This window comes from Pseudomonas sp. 8(2025), assembly GCF_052665325.1.
The window spans coordinates 13,176-30,727 of the sequence record NZ_JBQOIE010000012.1 but is presented as its reverse complement, the minus strand read 5'-3'; the positions used below and the strand labels follow the sequence as shown (position 1 = coordinate 30,727).

Below are 17,552 nucleotides of genomic sequence, written 5' to 3'. Positions count from 1 at the left end.
CGTTTTTACTGGCCCGGCTACTGCGTTGCCCCCACCCGTTGCACCTCCGGGAACAGTTGGCCCAGGGTGCTGCGGGCCTGGGCCGCATTCAGGTAGGCGTAGAGCAGGTCGGTCAGGGCTTGGAAATCCAGGCGCTGGCCATCGAGCATCGGGTTGAACAGCCACAACCGCACGCGCATGCCCGCGGCCACCGGCCAGGCATGGGGCGCGGCCAGGGACTTGAAGCAGGCTGGTGCCAGGGCCGGCGCACGGCTACCGGCGATCACCGAGAACACCAGCCCCAGGCTCAGGTAGCGCTGCTCCAGTTCGAAACCATCGAAGCACACCCAGGGAGTGGGGGCGGGCGCATTGGCGAACTGCAGGGTGTCGGGGGTCAGCGCCAGCACCTGCTGGCCATGCCGCCGGCGCAGGGCTTCGGCCGCCGCCAGGCCCACAAGCCCGGCGCCCAGCATCAGCGCCCCGGGCAGCCAAAACCACAGCTGGGCAGAGCGCAACTGCCAGGCCGAAGGCAGGCTGGCCAGCCAGCCGCCCAACAGCACCAGCAGCAGCGAGAGCAGGGCCAGCATGACCGCTTGCCCAAGGGAGCGCTCACGAATCTCGCAGCGGCGCCGGGGGCCGTCGGCATCGGCCTGCAGTTGCAGCAACAAGGCTTCTTTTTCGGCGTTATCCACGGCCTTGCAACTCATCCAGCTGTTGCTGTGCATTGGCCGCCTGGCAGTAGGCGTCCAACAGCGCGGCGATGTCATCGATGGCCAGTTTGCGCCCCCCGCTCATCAACCCGGCGGAATGGATGCGAATGTGAGGTTCGGGGCTTTTGAGCGCCATGGCCTGGTTGCCGAACAACTGGCGCACGGGCCTGTGGGTCGGCAGCGGGCTGCCCGGGCGCAGGGTCAGCTGCTGCAGGGTCAGCAGCCCCTCATCCTTGACATGGGCATCCACCACGTCCGTCAGGTTGACCGGTGCACTCAGGGAATCCACGAACAGCTGGCGCCGGGTCAACCGCATGAAGGCATGCTGGCCGGCGTGGCGATGCTGCCAGGTCACCAGGGCGAACAACGCGGACAGAAACAGCCCGCAGAGCAACATGCCGGTCTTGCCCTGCTGGATACCCCAGGCCAGCATGCCCAGCGAAATCAGCGTGAACAGCGGGCCCAGCAATTGATAGCGGCGCGTGTTGGTGAATTCGCTCTGCTCGGGCACACGCTGGATCACCTGTTGGAGCTGGGCGATCACCTGTTCGCGCTGAGCGTCGCGGGATGCATCGGGTTGCAGCGATGAAGTCATAAACAAGTCCTTGATTCACAGAAAACAAAGCGGCCGAGCGCCTGGGTGCCGGCGCTCCCCCAGGGCTTACCGGGCCTTGAGATAGTCGGTAAGGAACGCCTGGGCATCGCCCTGGCTCGACAGGTTCTCGTCATAGCGCACCCGCACCGGCGCGGCCTCACCCGGCAGGTACAGCTCGCCCCAACCCTCCTGGAGCACCAGCACCACGAATTTCTGCCCGTCGACGGTCGTGGCGTAGCGGGTATCCCTGGCGGTCTTTTCCACGGCCATTTTCTGGATGCGCAGGTTCCAGTCGTGATCCACGTCCTCCACCTGCACCAGGGCCTGATGCTCACTGCGCTCACCGATGCGCAAGGTCCAGACCTTCACCCCCTGCTGGCCGACATAGGCCGCCAGCTTATCCGCCACCGGGGGCCGTTCATCGGCTTGGGCCAGGCCGGTTCCCAAGGCCAGCGCCATGGCCCACACGGCCGCCCATCTGCAATAAAGCTGCATTGTTCACACTCCTGACATCTGAAAAAGCCGTTCATTGAAGTCGGCACCTGCTGCCCTGCCAAGCGCTTTGGCCGTCATTCACAAGAAAAATTCCGACGCTCACAACCACCGCTGCGCAAAGTGTGAGTGAGTTACCATTGGCCGCCGTAGCAACCACCCCCATGGACCCGCTTTGCCGATGGAATGCTGGAACCCCTACCTCGATACACAATTCTGCTTCGACCGGCCGGTTGGCCTGGCCCGCGCCGGGGTGTTCGACCCCAGTGCCCGGCGGGTGATGGGCAGCGCCGTCGGCCACTACCGCGCCCGCACCGTGCGCCCGCACTTGCAGTACTTCGACTGCAACCTGCAATTCCCCGATCCGCTGCGCATCCACAAGGTATTGCCCGACAGCCTGTGCATCGTCCAGGTGCTGGCCGGGCAATGGCAGCACCGGATCGACGGCCAGCTCCACCACTACACCCCCGGCGCGCCCCAGGCCCTGGGCCTGAGCGAAACCATGGAAGCGCTGGACCAGATGCCCGCCGGCAGCCACGCGCGCATGGCCGGCCTGCGTATCGCCGGTAGCTATCTGCGGGAACTGGCCGAGGAAGACCCGACGCTGCAGCCCTTGCTCGGCCTGCTGGACGACGGCATCCGCTTTCGCCAGTTTCAACGCTGCCGGGCGCTGGGCAGCTTGCTGGAGCGGCTCTACCAAGCGCCGTACCAGGGCGCCCTGCAACGCCTGCACCAGGAAAGCCTGAGCCTGGCGGTGCTGGTGGAACTGGCGGTGCACCTCCAGGGCCAGCGCCCTGCGGCGCCCACGGTGCGGGGGCAACTGGACCTGGCCCACGAAGCCCGTCGCCAGCTCGACGCCCACCTGCTGGACCCGCCCGGCAGCCAGGCGTTGGCCCAGCAACTGGGGGTAGGGGAGACCACCCTGCGCCGCGCCTTTGCCCAGGTATTCGGCCAGTCGATGCTGCAGTATGTGCGGCGCCAACGCATGGAGCTGGCACGCACCCTGTTGCGCCAGCGCAAATGGCACGTGGCGCAGATCGCCTACCGCCTGGGCTACGCCAACCCGGCCAATTTCAACCACGCCTACAAGGCCCACTTTGGCCATCCGCCCGGCGCGGAAGGCTAGCGCAGGCGCACCCCAGCCCCTTACGCCTTACTCGATCGTCAGCGATACCTACATCGATCAAGCCATGCAAGAGGGCGGCAAGGTGCTGGCCTACAGACCCGCGGCGCGACAGGTGGATGGTTACGGACAGCCCATCACCCCGGCGCGGCGAATCGAAGTGGTTGAAAATCCGGGGCAGGACAGCGACGAAAACGGCCTGGCCAAGATCGCCGGAATACCCGCCTGGATTCAGGGTCAAGAGACACGCCCAGGCTTGAACTATGTGCTGCAGATCAACAACTCCCGGCTGAACAGGGCAGCTCCAAGGCACAAGGGCATTTTGGTCGGTGGAGCCTGCTACCTGCTATTGAAGCAAGGCATTGATGACGAAGACCTGATGGCCGGGGCCCTGATCATCCAGAGTTCATAAGAAAGGGGCCGGGCCCTCAGCGTCATGAACCAGAACCGGTTTGATCTGCGTTGAGAGGGATGCACACGGGGAAAAACGACAACGCCTCCCTAGGGAGGCGTTGTTACAGAGCGGTCACGGCCGCCCGACGCTTTACTTCGCCTTGAGGTACTCATTGAGAAACGCCTGGGCATCGCCATAGCTGGACAGGTTGCTGTCATAACCCACCTTCAGCGGCTTGGCCTCACCCGGCAGATGCAACTCGCCATAGCCTTCCTGAAGCAGCAGCACCACGAACTTCTGCCCGTCCACCTGAGTGAAGTAACGGGTGTCGCGATCGGTTTGCTCCACGTTCATTTTCTGAATACGCATGTTCCAGTCGTGGTCGGCGTCTTCCACCTGCACCAGCGCCTGATTGGCGCTGCGCTCACCGATGCGCAAGGTCCAGACCTTCACCCCGTGCGGCCCGGTATAGGCCAGGATCTTGTCCGCCACCTGTGGCCGTTCCTCGGCCTGGGCCAGCCCGGTTCCCAGTACCCACGCCATGACCCATGCGGCCGCCCAACGGTAATAAAGCTGCATCCTTCTAGCTCCTGAACATGAAAAGGGGCGGTTATTGAAGCCGACCCATGCGGCGCTGCCAAGCACCCAAGGCAACAGGCGGGGTAAAAAACCTTCGCGCACAACCCACGCCGGGCCACCCGCGAGTGGGTTACCATCCGCCGCCTCGGCGCCCCGCACGCGCTTGAGCGATGCACTGGCCCGGCAAGGCCGCCGGTCAACTTCCCGCCTCATCAGGACCCAGCCCCATGAGCCAACTCACCGCACTGATTGCCCAAGCCCAAGCCGGGCTGTCGATCCAGCAAAACATTCCCCAGGAACGCTGGGAGGCCATCGCCACCCAGTGCGGCGCCGAGGAAATCGCCGAGATCCAGACCCGCATCGCCTCACTCAAGGCCGCCCGCGAAGCGGTGGAAGACTGGGACGGCGACACCCGCGATGACCTGTATTTCGCCATCGCCAACTTCACCCGCCTGCTGGAACTGGCCAGCGCCCACGCACAAGGTGAATGAGCATGCCGATTGACTGCACAACGGATTATTTCGAGAGCAGCGACGGCGACGTGCGCCTATGGATAGAGCAGGGCAGTGCCATTCATCTCAAGGCCATCAGCCCGCACAACGACCCGGTGGAACTGACGGCAGAACAGGCCCTGGAACTGGCCCAGGCACTGCAACGTTTGGCCGGCCGCCTGGCCGACTGAATGAGCGCCACGCTGCGGCTGACGAACACCTCGCGCCCGAGCCCACTCAGACAAAGTCCGCCGGCTCGAAGCGCTCGCGGGTGTCCATGCGGATAGCACGCAGGCCCAGCGTCTGCAGATGGGACTCATACAGCCCCAGGGCGCAATAGCTGACCAGCAAGCTGCGGCGGCGCGCACCACTGGGGTTCAGACTGGCCCCATGCACCAGATCGGCATCGAACAGCAGCACGTCCCCCGCATTGCCCGCCAACTGCACCACCCGGGATTCATCACTGAAATCGAAGGGCGCCAACCGCTCCCCGGGGCGATGACTGCCGGGCACGATGCGCGTCGCGCCATTGGCCGGCCCATAGTCATCGAGATAGACCAGCGCCGTGACCCGGTCACCGAGGCGCTGCTCCGACAGATCCCGGTGCAATACCTGATGACCACCCCCCGCCAACGGCTCGCGGCCCTCCACCTGCGCCAGAAAAAAGCCTTCCCCGATCAACTCCCCGGCCACCGCCAACACCGCCGGCAAGCGACACACCGCCTGCACCCGTGCATCCAGATCCACCAGCGCATGACGCCAGTCAGGCCCCCGAGGCACCGGCCATCGCTCGGGCCCAATCACCCCCGCCTCGAACGTGGCCCGCAGCTCATCCAGCCAGTCGGCGGGCACCGCCTGACGCAGCAACTGGTAACCGTTTTGATGGAGTTGTTCGCGGTCGATCATGAGGGGGCAGATGTCCTTATCCGGGGTGGGGGAGAGCATAACGGCTCGCTAATCCGAACGACATAACCGGCTACGGTTTAGCGGTTGCCGGACCCTGAGCAGAGCGCCTAGTCTGCTGCGGTCGCTGCAAAATCAGCGACCGGGCCTGAGAACCCGATCAGATGCAGGCACACTGTTGATCAGGGAGTTTCAATCATGTCTGCCGGTAATCTGTGTGAAGTTTGCTGCTGTTCCTTTCGCCTTCCTCCGCTCAAAAACCTCTGCTGCCAGACCTTGGCGGGAGGTGCACGGTGAGCCATTCAAACTCGATCAAAACCCAAGGCTTTGTCACCTTTGGCCAATGTGCCGATCCTGAACTGACGTTGTTTCGCGTTAATGCGGATGTGCCTTTGCAGCAGGCGTTGGAGCAGGCTTCGACGCTGTTGTACTACGCTAAAAAACTTGCGCTGGATGCGGCTATGGAAGAGCAGGGGGAGCGGTATGCGTGGGCTGCGTACTTTTTGGCGGAGATGGGGAAGGCGGTGATTGATGATTTGGGGGTGGGTTAGGAGCGATTTTGAGCTAAGGCGTCATTGCACGACGTAGATAAATGAGCCGTTTATTGCTGGCAATAGACGGCTTTTCTGGCTTTTGAGGTTGTCACAGTTGGGCACGACCCCTTAAGTCTGTTTCGTATGGGGCTCAAAACAAGTGCTTGTCGTCAAGCGAGATTTTCCCCCTCTCCGGCCATTTTTAGGTGCCACTGGATTAGGTACGTTCCAAGCTGAATCAGATACGCAGTCAGCAAATTGAAGGGGAAGATGGACAAAGCTGGATAGCCTTTTGATATCAATTTTCTGGACAGTCTTGCATTAGGAGGGTAGGTTTTCCCTGGTGTTGTGCCAAGACCGTCACTGATAACTAAATGAGAGAAACATGGATAGCTCTAGCAAAAGAATTCTTTTTGGGAAAAAGTATCGAGCCATTTACAACGCGGATGCGCCATCAAATCTTGGTTTTTTAGATGTGGTGTTTGAACAGATTAATGGCGAGCTTTACCTGGTAAATGAGAAAGAATTTTTTTGTGAAACTTGTCAGGTTTTTGTAACTAGTAACTATCATGATATAGATACAAAGTTTGATGCAGGAGAGTTGTTTCAGATTGAGGCGATACCTACAACTCAAGAGTGGAAGGAAGGCGACTGTCGTTATGTAACTACGGCCACAAAAGTGGAGTCTAGGCTTCCAAGAAAAGCTGCGCTGCAAATACTAAGTACTACACTTCCTTCTCCAAATGATAAAGTTGTTTATACAGACGCGCCGCCTTTCACACCCCTGATTCTTATAAAAAATGGTGACTCGCTTTATGGGCCATTTCAAACAGCTTCGGAAAGTGATAGTAATGGGAGTACAGTTGTAAAGTTATTATCTGTGGAAGGTCCATTTCCAGGTAAGAATGTAACTGGGAGTATACGTAAGTATCGTTATGAAGATATTGAGCCAGGAGTGGCTCATTACGATATTAGAGGCGATAGATATTCGTTCTTGCTGCGAGCTGAGATGTTTGAACAGCAGTCGTGCGACTACGTGGACTTTGCGTCCGATGAAGAAATTGTAAAGCTTGGGAGCGAACTGGTAAAAAAAGTTGCCTTCAAGTCGTTTACAAAAAATGAACAAATTATGTTTAGGGCTGCGCTTAGTAAAACCAAAAATATCCCAAGTAATGCTATTGAGCAGTTGAATCGTTTTTTTGCATTAGCTACTACAACATCAGAGAAATTAGAGTCTCTTGAAAGTGCGCTTCATGACTATCTGCAGACCTCGGCTGGCCAAGAGTTATTGAATAAGCATGTTGAGTCTAGGGAAGAGATCTATTTAAGAAAATTTAGAGCGGAAAAAGAGGATAAGCTGACAGAGGAGTTTGCCGCGCTTTCTTTGAAAGTGGATAAATTGACAAAGCTGCAAAAGAGTCTCGAAGCTGAAAATCAGAATGCTACTGAAAAGCTTGAACAGCAAAATGCGACATTTAAAGCACAGCAACGAATATTTGTTGATGAGGCTCGAAATAAAGAGCGCAGTGAGCTTGAGGCAGAAATAACTAAAGCAAAAAATGAACTTAAGTTGCTGAAGGAAGAGGCTGATCCCTATAAGGATCTAGCTGCACTAAAAAGTGAAATTACATCGGCGAATGCTCGGTTGAAGGTCTATCAAGAACAAAGTGATATGGCAAAACAAAGCAAAGATCTCATGGAAGATGAGCTGAAGCAGCGCGATGAAGAGCTTCGCAAGAAACTTTTTACTCTTAGACCATATGTGGAAGCAATTTCAGGTATGACACATCCTGTAGAAGAGTTGCTTAAGACTCTTCCTCATGCGAGTGCTCGTGAAATAAATTCTGATTTTCTATTGGCCGAAAGAAGTCGTTATATCGATGAGCTTCGGCGGCAACTCGCATCGAAGGGACGCTATTATGCGAAGGATTTCATTGCTAATCTTCTGATCTCAATTCAACAAAGCTTTATAGTGATTCTATCGGGGTTGCCAGGGGTTGGTAAGACTTCGCTTGTAAAAATACTCGCGGAAGCGAAGCAACTATCTACTCGGATGCTCAATATTTCTGTCGGTAGAGGGTGGACTAGTCAACGTGATCTTATTGGTTATTTTAATCCGCTATCCAGTCGCATGATACCTGCGCCTACGGGTTTCTATCAGTACATAAAGTCTTGTCAGCACGAGAAGTGTGAGATGGCTGCACCGCTGTGGGTGCTTTTGGATGAAGCAAATTTATCTGCGATTGAGCACTATTGGGCACCGTTTATGGGTATGGCCGATATTGAGTCTGATAAGGTTTTACGTGTTAATGATTCAGAAGCACCTATGCAAGTTCCAAATTCTCTTCGTTTTATTGGTACTATAAATAATGACCTAACCACTGAGCCACTTAGCCCTCGATTGATTGATCGAGCGCCTATTATCACCCTTCAGCCAATTAATGAACGTTATGAAGAAGAACTTCAGGATATTGATGTTGAGGGGATTGATCTCCCAATTAGTCATAGCACATTACATCAGATGTTCGATATTGATCAGTCGCTTCCACTAGAGGATGAACGAGAGGCGATTGCACATCAGATGGCGTTCTTACAAGAAGTGAAAAATATTCTCATGGACGACAATATTGCTTGGGGTAAACGGTGCGTTATCTCAAAGCGGAAAGAGAATGCTATAGAGCGCTACTGTTTAGTAGCTCATCCTCTCATGCGCTCAAGTTCAAATATGCGCGCTTTGGACTATGCTCTTAGTCAACATGTACTACCTTTAATTCAAGGTAGTGGAGATGGTTACGCGTTAAGGATCGAAAAATTAATTGATCTTCTTGATCAAGACGACTTCAAAATAAGCCACGGGCTGCTACGCCGAATGCATGAAGCCGGACGTATTGATATGAATTCCTTTAGCTACTTCTCGCATTGAGTTGTGGTTGCCATGATCGAAATATCATTGTTAGTTCAAAGTCATGAAGGGGTCCAGGCGTATTGCCTTCAAGAAACCTTTACGGAGATCCCTGCTATTCGAGAAACTGACTCGATTTCTTTTCGAGTCAGTTGTCCGAATGCTCTTGGAGAACCTAAGATTTTTATACAAGATCATAGTGTTTTGCTAAATCGACCATATCAAAATGGCGAACTTACAGAGCATACTGTGGAATTTGGTCGGTATTTATCCAATCATTTTGGAGTGACGTCTATAGCCGTATCCTTTTCTAACGGCCATGATTTGATGCGTGTTACGCCAATTGATGTTTATGCAACAAAAATAAACAAAGAGCAGGCGGAAAAAATACTGGAATATCTTTCATTGAAAATGAAAGATGTAACGCATCTGTGTTTTTCGAAGACACATATTGGATCGGATTCTAAAGCTGGTGAAACTACGGATACACTCACCAAAATCGATTTTTCTCGCAGAATAATTGAGTTGTTGAATGCGAACCGTCATCGCTTTGCAACTCAGCCCTGCAAAAGGTCCGTAGAGACACTAAGGGTTAGTAATTACGAAGATACTACGCATATAACAGATAAAGATATATCCTGGCTGTTTCAGCATCTTGATCAGATTTATCCTGTATCGCCTGATGCGTCTAAGGTTATTATAAATAATCGTCACTACTCAATCGATCAAATACAGAGGAGTGTATTGAGGGTTGATACTGATTTGTTTGAAAATCAAGTCATTCATAGCTTTTTGCTTAACTTGAAAGGTTTTCTGGGGGCTGTTCCTGATTTTAAGAGGAAGTATCAAACGCATACGCCTTATAAGGATTATTATACTTTTGATAGTATTCTTAAAAAAGTTGAGGCGCCACTGATGGAACGGCGTTTTAGGGAGGCTAGGATGCTGTTGCAGCAATGTAATGAGCTTATTGCCTTCTTTAAAAAGCACCTGCCATGTACTATTCGTGGCACGGTTGTTCCTATACTGACTCCTCAGGCTAAACGTTATACTCATTATGAGAGGTCATTTCGACTTATTGATAGTTGGTACAAGCTTGGGCAGCCGGCATGGAGTGGAAGTAATTACCTTTTTGGATTGAAGTCACTTGACAAGCTATATGAATTTTTTTGTTTGTATAAAATTGTCGATAAGTTTGTCGATATGGGCTATCAGCTGACAGCTGTCGGAGCTAACGAAGCAGATAGAAAACTTGGCATGCGAGGGCGGCCGGCTCCGCATGCGCAAGATAAAATTACGAATTATTATAAATTTGAGTCTAGTGAGAAGACTCTAGAACTTTTTTATGAGCCTACAATTTGGGCTTATAGTGAGCTTTCGAAGTCAGGTGAGCTTGTTGATACATATCATGCAAAAGGCGTTTCTAATCCGTTCTTTACTCCGGATTTTGTGATAAGACAGGATGGTGGTGATAACTATCCAGCGTACTATATTTTTGACGCGAAGTATTCGACAGAAAGTCAGACAAAAGAACGGCATTTGCCAGCGATTATTGATAAGTATTACTTGAAGCTAAAAGGGGTAAGTAAAGACCTGCAAATCGATTCGCATGCGGTAAAACTGGTATATGCACTTATACCCAAAACATTTAATCATGAGCAAGGCTACCATGGCGGACCGTTCAACGTTTACGATCGCTTAGCTACAGCCCCTTTCTTTGGGTTTCTAAAACTTACTCCTGACGAGGAGCGACCACTAGATAAACTGATTTCAACCTTATTCAAGCCTGCTTCTTTGTCTATCTCCTACGTGGAAGATGCTATTTCGATAGCTGAAGCACCTTCGGCGGAAGGCCCTGTACTCTTAGCAACAAATTAACTTGGTTTCTTTGTTTGTTTTTACGGTAGTAGTGTTTTTAGGTTTGATATTTGTGATGTGGTAAGTTTTCGCTTGGCGCCGTGCCAATATGGGCGGCGTTGTTGTTTGTCAAGCTATTAGTTTTAATGCTTTCATCGTTCTAATAAGGGTTGGGCCTTATTGTTAGTTAAGTGTTCGGTCCTGTTTTTATGCGCTGGTAGTAGTCTATTCCAAAGACTTTTATTCCTCCCAATACGATAAGCCCCTCAAAACGTCGGCGGCGTTATCACCCACAACACCACCGCATCCTCCTCCCCAGGATTCCCATACTTATGCGGTTCCTGGCTGGAGAAGCTAAAGCTATCCCCCTCACTCAGCTGGAAATACCGCTCACCCACCCACAGCTCAAAACTCCCCGACAGCACATACCCGGCTTCTTCTCCCTCATGGCTGTAACTCTCCTTGCTGTAGGTCCCCGGCGGAAACCGCGAGTGCAAAAACTCCAACTGCCGGGTCGGTTGCGGGGTCAGCAGTTGATCGATAATCCCGTTCTCATAATTCACCTGCAGCCGCTGTTTTTTGCGTACCACATAGCCTTGGTCTTCGGGTGCGGTTTGGGTTTCGCTGGCGAAGAACCATTGGATGGTCACGCCCAGGCTGCGGGCGATGTTGAACAGGGCGGGGATGGAGGGGTAGGCGAGGTTGCGTTCTAGCTGGCTGATGTAGCCGGCGGTGAGTTCGCTCTGCTGGGCCAGTTCGCTCAGGGTCAGGCCGCGGCGTTTGCGCAGGCCGCGGATGCGGGTGCCAAGAAACTGTGGGCCGCCAGGGGCTTGGTTATCGGTGCCGGGCTCGGGCGGGGTGCTCGCGTGCGGCGTCTTGCTGCTTGGGTTCATGGCGGGCTCCAGGCCAGGAAGGCGGACGCGTCCGGGCGCCCGTCCTGCAAAAGCCCTGGAGTATAAAGCAGCCTCAAAGCGCCCAGGCGACTTTCAAGCCTTCGTGGATGGCTTCTTCGACGGTGCGCGGTGCCAGGCAGTCGCCGATGCGTTGGAAGGGCACCAGGCCTTTGAGTTGCTGGCCGAGGTCGTCCACGGATTGGTGGCCTTGGCACAGCACCAGGCTGTCGACGTTTTCCAGCAGCATGGGTTCGCCGCTGGCGGTGTGTTGCAGGTACACGGTGCTGTCGTCGCAGCCGTAGAGGCGGGCGTAGGGAATGATCGGGACCGCCAGTTTGTGCAGTTCGCCGGCCATTTGGTCGCGCACGTACAGCGGCAGGTTTTCGCCGCAGTGGGTGCCGTTGACCGCCAGTTGCACTTGGTGCCCGGCGCGGACTAGGCGCTCGGCGATGCCGGGGCCGATCCAGTCGCAGCGCCAGTCGGCCACCACGACGCTGCGGCCCAGTTGCACTTCGTCGCGCAGTACTTGCCAGGCGTCCACCACTTGCAGTTCGCCGCCGCGTTCGAAGTTCGGCCAGTAGGGCTGGGCGCCGGTGGCGATGATCACGTGGTCGGGTTTTTCCCGCTCGATCAGGGCGCGGTCGACCCGGGTGTTGCGCACCACTTCGACACCGGCCAGTTGCATTTCCCGTTGCAGGTTGGTGCTGGCGCCGCCGAATTCGCTGCGCCGGGGCAGCAGTTGCGCCAGTTGGATCTGGCCGCCCAGTTGCGCGCTGGCTTCGTAGAGGGTCACGCGGTGGCCGCGTTGCGCGGCGACGGCGGCGGCTTTCATCCCGGCCGGGCCGCCGCCCACCACCAGAATGCGTTTGCCGCGGGCGCTCGGCTTGGGCTGGCCGTAGAGCAGCTCGCGGCCGGTTTCCGGGTGCTGGATGCAGGAGATCGGCAGGCCCTTGTGGAAGTGGCCGATGCACGCCTGATTGCAGGCGATGCAGGCGCGCACGTCTTCGGCGTGGCCGCTGTCGCTCTTGTTGGGCATTTGCGGGTCGCAGATCAGCGCGCGGGTCATGCCGCACACGTCGGCCTGGCCCTTGGCGATGATCGCTTCGGCTTCCTGGGGCTGGTTGATGCGCCCGGTGACGAACAGCGGGATCGACAGTTTGGCCTTGAAGGTGCCGGCTTCCCGGGCCAGATAGGCCGCTTCCACCGCCATGGGCGGGACTATGTGCACGGCGCCGCCGAGGGAGGCCGAGGTGCCAGCGACGATGTGCACGTAGTCCAGTTGCCCTTGCAGCATTTGCACGGCGGCCAGGGATTCGTCTTCGGTGAGGCCTTCGGGGTCGCGCTCATCGGCGGAAATCCGCAGGCCGATGATGAACTCGGCATCGGTGCTGGCGCGCATGGCGCCGAGGATTTCCCGGATAAAGCGCAGGCGCTGTTCCAGCTCGCCGTTGTAGCCATCGGTGCGGCGGTTGACCCGCGGGTTGATGAACTGCGCCGGCAGGTAGCCGTGGCTGGCCACCAGTTCCACGCCGTCCAGCCCGGCCTGATGCAGGCGCCGGGCGGCGTCGGCGTAGCCCTGGATGATCTCGTCGATCATGTCCTGGTCCAGGGCCCGGGGCATGACCCGGAAGCGTTCGTTGGGCACCGCCGAAGGGGCGTAGGCCACGGCCAGCAGGCCATCGGCGGACTCCATGATTTCCCGCCCCGGGTGGAAGATCTGCGACAGCACCACGGTGCCGTGGGCGTGGCAGGTTTCGGCCAGGCGCCGGTAGCCGTCGATGCAGGCGTCGTCGGTGGCCATCAGCACGTGGCTGGTGTAGCGCGCACTGTCGTGGACCCCGGCCACCTGCAGCACGATCAGGCCGACGCCGCCTTCGGCCCGGGCGCGGTGGTAGGCGATCAGCTGTTCGTTGACCAGGTTGTCGGTGGGCATCGAGGTGTCGTGGCCGCTGGACATGATGCGGTTCTTCAGGCGTTTGCCACGGATCTGCAAGGGTTCGAACAGGTGCGGGAAGGCGCTGGTCATTGCGGTGACTCCAGGCGGGCCAAGGGCAGGGGGCGGGGCCTTGGCGTTGTTATTGTTGGCCTATCAAAATTTACCGCCAGTAAAAAATCAACTTGTTTTTTTACTAAGGCTTGCAGTAGCTTCGATTTGCGCCCGCTCCCGGGGCCAACCTCACAACAATAAAAAAGGGCTGTGCCGGCGCCTGCCGGTGTGGCACCGCGAAGAGGATTCACAGATGAAAGCGCTCACCCGCAAGCACGGTTGTTCTTTCCTGGCCCTGAGCCTCGCCCTGGGTCTGACCCTGGGCCAGGGCACTGCCCAGGCAGCCCCCGACATGGTGGTCGTGGCGTACGGCGGAGCCGGACAAAAAGCCCAGGATGTGGCGTTGTTCCAACCCTTCAGCAAGGCCGATGGCAGCAAGCTGATCCAGAGCGAATACAACGGCGAAATGGCCCGGATCAAGGTCATGGTCGACACCGGCAACGTCGACTGGGACGTGGTGCAGATCGAAGGCCCGGACCTGATGCGCGGCTGCGACGAAGGCATGTACGAGCCCCTGGACTGGAAGGCCCTGGGCCGTGCCGAGCAGCTGATTCCCGATGCCGCCCAGCCCTGCGGTTCGGCGGTGCTGGTGTGGAGCGTGGCCATTGCCTACGACCGCAACAAGCTGGCCAAGGCCCCGACATCCTGGGCGGATTTCTGGGACGTCAAGCAGTTCCCCGGCAAGCGCGGCCTGCGCAAGCGCGCGGTGTACAACCTGGAATTCGCCCTGATGGCCGACGGGGTCAAGGTCGAGGACGTGTACAAGGTCCTGGCCACGCCCGAGGGGGTGGACCGGGCCTTTGCCAAGCTCAGCGAACTCAAGCCCTACATCCAGTGGTGGGAGGCCGGGGCCCAGCCGGGGCAGTGGCTGGCCGCCGGTGATGTGGTAATGACTTCCACCTACAGCGGCCGCATCGCCGTGGCCGCCCAGGCCGGCGCGCCGCTGGCGGTGGTCTGGCCCGGCAGCCTGTACGGCATGGACTACTGGGCGATCATCAAGGGCTCGAAACACGTGGATCAGGCCAAGCGCTTCATCGCCTTCGCCAACACTCCCGAGGTCCAGGTCAACTACGTCAAGCAGATCCCCTATGGCCCCACCAACACCCTGGCCGCAGCCAAGCTCGACCCGGCGCTGGCGCAGTGGGTGCCGACCTCGGAACAGAACCTCAAGGGTGCACTGGCGATGGACGTCGGGTTCTGGGTTGATCATGGCGAAGAGCTGGAAGAGCGCTTCAACGCCTGGGCCAGCAAGTAAGCGCAACGGGCTGGACGCCTGCGGGCGTCCGGTCCTATTGTTTGCGGGCTCTTTTTACCGGCCCCGTTTGCCCGCCCACCTGCCTGGAGGACTCCAACAATGAACAATATCGCTCCCAGCCCCCACGCCCTGACCGAGCGCAGCGCCACCGAACAGCGCCTGCGCGAAGAGCTGGCGGCCTGTTACCGGTTGATCGCGCACTTTCGCATGACCGACCTGATCTTTACCCATATCTCGGTGCGCCTGCCTGGGCCCGAGCATCACTTCCTGATCAACCCCTACGGCCTGATGTTCGATGAAATCACCGCCTCCAACCTGGTGAAGATCGACCTCAATGGCGAAGCCGTGGAGCCGTCGCCGTACCCGGTGAACCCGGCGGGTTTTGTGATTCACAGCGCGATTCATGGCGCCCGGGAAGACGCCCAGTGCGTGCTGCACACCCACACCAAGGCCGGTTGCGCGGTGGCGGCGCTCAAATGTGGCTTGCTGCCGGTGAACCAGATTTCCATGGAGTTCTATGGCCGCGTGGCCTACCACGACTACGAAGGCGTGGCCCTGGACCTGAGCGAGCAGCAACGGCTGGTGGCCGACCTCGGCGACAAGAGCGTGCTGATGCTGCGCAACCATGGCCTGCTCACCGTGGGCGAAACCGTGAGCCAGGCGTTTTTGCGCATGTATTACCTGGAGAAGGCCTGCGAGATCCAGCTGGCGGCCCAGGCGGCGGGGGAGATCGTGCTACCGCCGGACGCGGTCTGCGCCCACACCGAACGCCAGTTCAACGACCCGGGCCGGCCGCTGCAGGAAGGCGAGCTCAACGACCCGGACGCCATGCAACTGGCCTGGGCAGCGTTGTTGCGCCTGCTGGAGCGCATCGCCCCCGACTACCGCGCCTGACCACACGTGGGTTTGTATCTACCTGTAGCCGCTGCTGAGCCCTGGCGAAGCTGCGAAAAGCCCGCAGGGCCTTGCTTGACGATCTCCAGCCGAACCTGTGTCGTCTTCAAGATCTTTGCGTCCCTGCGGGCCGTGCGCAGCCTTCGGCAGCGGCTACAGGGACCGCGCCGTTTGTTGTTTTTGTCACGGTGCTCCCGGCTTTGTCATGTGTAGCCGCTGCTGAGCCCTGGCGAAGCTGCGAAAAGGCCCGCAGGGCCTTGCTTGACTATCTCCAGCCGAACCTGTGTCGCCTTGAAGATCGTTGCGTCCCTACGACGGAATGCCGCCCAACTCGTTCGCAGCCTTCGGCAGCGGCCACAGGAAGCGGTGCGGCTCGGGCGGCCACACAAACGCTGGATAGCCACGGAAGGCCTGTTGTACAGTCGTTCAGTTTCAACTTCCCGCCACTGTCCAAGGAACCCGCCCCATGAGCCAGGAAGCGCGCTTTTCCCGCCTGGAACCCGACCTGCGCAAGGCCGAGCTGATCGAGGCGACGCTGACCTGCCTCAAGCTCCACGGTTTCCAGGGCGCGTCGATCCGCAAGATCTCCGCCGAGGCCGGGGTCTCGGTGGGGCTGATCAGCCATCACTATTCCGGCAAGGACGAGCTGGTGGCCGAGGCCTATCGCGCCATCACCGGGCGGGTCATGAGCCTGCTGCGCGAGGCCATGGAGCAGGCCGAGCCCGATCCCCGGCAGCGGCTGTCGGCGTTCTTTCGCGCCTCGTTCTGCGCCGAACTGCTGGACCCGCGGCTGCTGGATGCCTGGCTGGCCTTCTGGGGCGCGGTGAAGACCGCCGACGCGATCAACCTGGCCCACGAACATTCCTATGGTGAATACCGTAACGAGCTGGCCGGCCTGCTGGGCCAGTTGGCCGGCCTTCAGGGCTGGAAAGGCTTCGACGCCGATCTGGCGGCCATCAGCCTCAGCGCCTTGCTCGACGGCCTGTGGCTGGAATCCGGGCTCAACCCGGGGACCTTCAGCCCGCAGCAGGGCGTGCAGATCTGCGAGGCCTGGGTCGAGGGGCTGCTGGCCAGCGGCGGGCGAGGTTTCGCTGTGCCGACATAGGGCTGTTGATCGGTTGTTCAGTAATGGCTAGGCTGCTGCGCTGTAGGTGGTTTCTCTAATAAAAATAATCAGGAACACAGGCGATGACTCCTCGGGTATTGATCGTCGACGACGATCCGCTGATTCGCGAGCTGCTTCAGGCTTATCTCTCTCAGGAAGGCTACGACGTGCATTGCGCCGCCACCGCGGAGCAGGCGGAGAGCTTTCTCGGCCAGCACACGGTGGACCTGCTGATGCTGGATATCCGCCTGCCGGGCAAGGACGGCCTGACCCTGACCCGGGAGCTGCGGGTGCGTTCGGAAGTGGGGATCATCCTGATCACCGGGCGCAACGACGACATCGACCGGATCGTCGGCCTGGAATGCGGCGCCGACGACTACGTGATCAAACCCCTCAACCCCCGCGAGCTGGTGTCCCGGGCCAAGAACCTGATCCGTCGGGTGCGCCAGGCCAGCCCGCCCCAGGCCCCGGCCAACAGCCCGAGCCCGGTCAAGCAGTTCGCCGACTGGGCCCTGGACACCGACCGCCGCCGGCTGATCGACCCGCGGGGCGCTGAAACCCTGCTGACCCACGGCGAATACCAATTGCTCAGCGTGTTCCTGCGCAACAGCGGCCATACCCTGAGCCGCGACCAGTTGATGGACCAGATCCGCAACCGCGAATGGGTGCCCAGCGACCGTTCCATCGACGTGCTGGTGGGCCGCCTGCGGCGCAAGCTGCACGACGACCCGGCCGAGCCGGAGCTGATCATCACCATCCACGGCGCCGGTTACCTGTTCACCGCCAGCGTGGCGGCCTGA

The 17,552-nt window shown here is 58.0% G+C and carries 18 protein-coding genes; 11 read left to right on the top strand and 7 right to left on the bottom strand.

Annotated elements, in window-relative coordinates:
- Window positions 1-17: 17 nt before the first annotated feature.
- From ACUXVH_RS21690 to ACUXVH_RS21680, 3 genes are all read right to left on the bottom strand, one after another.
- Window positions 18-686 (bottom strand): hypothetical protein, encoded by a 669-nt coding sequence (locus tag ACUXVH_RS21690; RefSeq protein WP_445495889.1) that lies wholly within the window; start codon window positions 684-686, stop codon window positions 18-20.
- On the bottom strand, window positions 664-1,284 hold the full coding sequence (locus ACUXVH_RS21685) for a hypothetical protein (protein ID WP_445495887.1): 621 nt from the start codon (window positions 1,282-1,284) through the stop codon (window positions 664-666). Before ACUXVH_RS21685 ends, ACUXVH_RS21690 begins: the two co-directional genes overlap by 23 nt.
- Window positions 1,285-1,350: 66 nt before the next feature.
- Window positions 1,351-1,779 carry a hypothetical protein gene (locus ACUXVH_RS21680; protein ID WP_019093807.1) on the bottom strand — a complete coding sequence of 143 codons (429 nt, stop codon included), beginning with the start codon at window positions 1,777-1,779 and terminating at the stop codon, window positions 1,351-1,353.
- A gap of 178 nt (window positions 1,780-1,957) precedes the next feature.
- Here ACUXVH_RS21680 and ACUXVH_RS21675 point away from each other — a divergent pair, with 178 nt between their 5' ends.
- Both ACUXVH_RS21675 and ACUXVH_RS21670 read left to right on the top strand, forming a co-directional pair.
- The gene (locus ACUXVH_RS21675; RefSeq protein ID WP_047336585.1) at window positions 1,958-2,902 is read left to right on the top strand and encodes a helix-turn-helix transcriptional regulator; all 945 of its coding nucleotides are present in this window, start codon (window positions 1,958-1,960) and stop codon (window positions 2,900-2,902) included.
- A 64-nt stretch (window positions 2,903-2,966) separates the two neighbouring features.
- Complete coding sequence (locus ACUXVH_RS21670; protein WP_065363874.1) at window positions 2,967-3,311, top strand: hypothetical protein; 345 nt, start codon at window positions 2,967-2,969, stop codon at window positions 3,309-3,311.
- A gap of 132 nt (window positions 3,312-3,443) precedes the next feature.
- Here ACUXVH_RS21670 and ACUXVH_RS21665 read toward each other — a convergent pair whose 3' ends face one another.
- The gene (locus ACUXVH_RS21665; protein WP_011060992.1) at window positions 3,444-3,872 is read right to left on the bottom strand and encodes a hypothetical protein; all 429 of its coding nucleotides are present in this window, start codon (window positions 3,870-3,872) and stop codon (window positions 3,444-3,446) included.
- Window positions 3,873-4,099: 227 nt separating this feature from the next.
- On the opposite strand from ACUXVH_RS21665, the gene ACUXVH_RS21660 reads away from it, so the two are divergent.
- Window positions 4,100-4,363, top strand: a complete 264-nt coding sequence (locus ACUXVH_RS21660; RefSeq protein WP_445495883.1) for a hypothetical protein — start codon at window positions 4,100-4,102, stop codon at window positions 4,361-4,363.
- Between the two features lie 2 nt (window positions 4,364-4,365).
- A complete protein-coding gene (locus tag ACUXVH_RS21655) occupies window positions 4,366-4,554 on the top strand; it encodes a DUF6360 family protein (protein WP_401403246.1) in 189 nt (62 codons plus the stop codon).
- Between the two features lie 46 nt (window positions 4,555-4,600).
- On the opposite strand, the gene ACUXVH_RS21650 is transcribed toward ACUXVH_RS21655, so the two are convergent.
- Complete coding sequence (locus ACUXVH_RS21650; protein WP_445495881.1) at window positions 4,601-5,269, bottom strand: phytanoyl-CoA dioxygenase family protein; 669 nt, start codon at window positions 5,267-5,269, stop codon at window positions 4,601-4,603.
- A 290-nt stretch (window positions 5,270-5,559) separates the two neighbouring features.
- On the opposite strand from ACUXVH_RS21650, the gene ACUXVH_RS21645 reads away from it, so the two are divergent.
- From ACUXVH_RS21645 to ACUXVH_RS21635, 3 genes are all read left to right on the top strand, one after another.
- Window positions 5,560-5,817: a DUF3077 domain-containing protein gene (locus ACUXVH_RS21645; RefSeq protein WP_445495879.1), complete on the top strand. Its 258-nt coding sequence runs from the start codon at window positions 5,560-5,562 to the stop codon at window positions 5,815-5,817.
- Between the two features lie 367 nt (window positions 5,818-6,184).
- Complete coding sequence (locus ACUXVH_RS21640; protein ID WP_445495877.1) at window positions 6,185-8,722, top strand: hypothetical protein; 2,538 nt, start codon at window positions 6,185-6,187, stop codon at window positions 8,720-8,722.
- A gap of 12 nt (window positions 8,723-8,734) precedes the next feature.
- Complete coding sequence (locus tag ACUXVH_RS21635) at window positions 8,735-10,579, top strand: DUF2357 domain-containing protein (RefSeq protein WP_445495875.1); 1,845 nt, start codon at window positions 8,735-8,737, stop codon at window positions 10,577-10,579.
- A gap of 245 nt (window positions 10,580-10,824) precedes the next feature.
- Here the strand turns inward: ACUXVH_RS21635 and ACUXVH_RS21630 are convergent, their stop codons facing one another.
- Window positions 10,825-11,451, bottom strand: coding sequence for a cupin domain-containing protein (locus ACUXVH_RS21630; protein ID WP_445495873.1), 627 nt, complete (start codon window positions 11,449-11,451; stop codon window positions 10,825-10,827).
- A 73-nt stretch (window positions 11,452-11,524) separates the two neighbouring features.
- Window positions 11,525-13,477, bottom strand: coding sequence for an oxidoreductase (locus ACUXVH_RS21625; RefSeq protein ID WP_445495871.1), 1,953 nt, complete (start codon window positions 13,475-13,477; stop codon window positions 11,525-11,527).
- A 214-nt stretch (window positions 13,478-13,691) separates the two neighbouring features.
- Between ACUXVH_RS21625 and ACUXVH_RS21620 the strand changes: the two genes are divergently transcribed.
- The 4 genes from ACUXVH_RS21620 to ACUXVH_RS21605 all read left to right on the top strand — a co-directional run bounded on the left by ACUXVH_RS21620 (window position 13,692) and on the right by ACUXVH_RS21605 (window position 17,552).
- On the top strand, window positions 13,692-14,753 hold the full coding sequence (locus tag ACUXVH_RS21620) for an ABC transporter substrate-binding protein (RefSeq protein ID WP_065363889.1): 1,062 nt from the start codon (window positions 13,692-13,694) through the stop codon (window positions 14,751-14,753).
- Window positions 14,754-14,852: 99 nt separating this feature from the next.
- Window positions 14,853-15,647 (top strand): class II aldolase/adducin family protein, encoded by a 795-nt coding sequence (locus ACUXVH_RS21615; RefSeq protein WP_065363890.1) that lies wholly within the window; start codon window positions 14,853-14,855, stop codon window positions 15,645-15,647.
- A gap of 466 nt (window positions 15,648-16,113) precedes the next feature.
- Window positions 16,114-16,752 carry a TetR family transcriptional regulator C-terminal domain-containing protein gene (locus ACUXVH_RS21610; protein ID WP_019093491.1) on the top strand — a complete coding sequence of 213 codons (639 nt, stop codon included), beginning with the start codon at window positions 16,114-16,116 and terminating at the stop codon, window positions 16,750-16,752.
- An 83-nt stretch (window positions 16,753-16,835) separates the two neighbouring features.
- Window positions 16,836-17,552 carry a response regulator gene (locus ACUXVH_RS21605; protein ID WP_011061002.1) on the top strand — a complete coding sequence of 239 codons (717 nt, stop codon included), beginning with the start codon at window positions 16,836-16,838 and terminating at the stop codon, window positions 17,550-17,552.

Excerpts from the sequence above, each read along its gene's own strand:
- ACUXVH_RS21690 (WP_445495889.1), bottom strand. The coding sequence starts at position 686 with ATGAGTTGCAAGGCCGTGGATAACGCCGAAAAAGAAGCCTTGTTGCTG.
- ACUXVH_RS21685 (WP_445495887.1), bottom strand. The coding sequence starts at position 1,284 with ATGACTTCATCGCTGCAACCCGATGCATCCCGCGACGCTCAGCGCGAA.
- ACUXVH_RS21680 (WP_019093807.1), bottom strand. The coding sequence starts at position 1,779 with ATGCAGCTTTATTGCAGATGGGCGGCCGTGTGGGCCATGGCGCTGGCC.
- ACUXVH_RS21675 (WP_047336585.1), top strand. The coding sequence starts at position 1,958 with ATGGAATGCTGGAACCCCTACCTCGATACACAATTCTGCTTCGACCGG.
- ACUXVH_RS21670 (WP_065363874.1), top strand. The coding sequence starts at position 2,967 with ATGCAAGAGGGCGGCAAGGTGCTGGCCTACAGACCCGCGGCGCGACAG.
- ACUXVH_RS21665 (WP_011060992.1), bottom strand. The coding sequence starts at position 3,872 with ATGCAGCTTTATTACCGTTGGGCGGCCGCATGGGTCATGGCGTGGGTA.
- ACUXVH_RS21660 (WP_445495883.1), top strand. The coding sequence starts at position 4,100 with ATGAGCCAACTCACCGCACTGATTGCCCAAGCCCAAGCCGGGCTGTCG.
- ACUXVH_RS21655 (WP_401403246.1), top strand. The coding sequence starts at position 4,366 with ATGCCGATTGACTGCACAACGGATTATTTCGAGAGCAGCGACGGCGAC.
- ACUXVH_RS21650 (WP_445495881.1), bottom strand. The coding sequence starts at position 5,269 with ATGATCGACCGCGAACAACTCCATCAAAACGGTTACCAGTTGCTGCGT.
- ACUXVH_RS21640 (WP_445495877.1), top strand. The coding sequence starts at position 6,185 with ATGGATAGCTCTAGCAAAAGAATTCTTTTTGGGAAAAAGTATCGAGCC.
- ACUXVH_RS21635 (WP_445495875.1), top strand. The coding sequence starts at position 8,735 with ATGATCGAAATATCATTGTTAGTTCAAAGTCATGAAGGGGTCCAGGCG.
- ACUXVH_RS21630 (WP_445495873.1), bottom strand. The coding sequence starts at position 11,451 with ATGAACCCAAGCAGCAAGACGCCGCACGCGAGCACCCCGCCCGAGCCC.
- ACUXVH_RS21625 (WP_445495871.1), bottom strand. The coding sequence starts at position 13,477 with ATGACCAGCGCCTTCCCGCACCTGTTCGAACCCTTGCAGATCCGTGGC.
- ACUXVH_RS21620 (WP_065363889.1), top strand. The coding sequence starts at position 13,692 with ATGAAAGCGCTCACCCGCAAGCACGGTTGTTCTTTCCTGGCCCTGAGC.
- ACUXVH_RS21615 (WP_065363890.1), top strand. The coding sequence starts at position 14,853 with ATGAACAATATCGCTCCCAGCCCCCACGCCCTGACCGAGCGCAGCGCC.
- ACUXVH_RS21610 (WP_019093491.1), top strand. The coding sequence starts at position 16,114 with ATGAGCCAGGAAGCGCGCTTTTCCCGCCTGGAACCCGACCTGCGCAAG.
- ACUXVH_RS21605 (WP_011061002.1), top strand. The coding sequence starts at position 16,836 with ATGACTCCTCGGGTATTGATCGTCGACGACGATCCGCTGATTCGCGAG.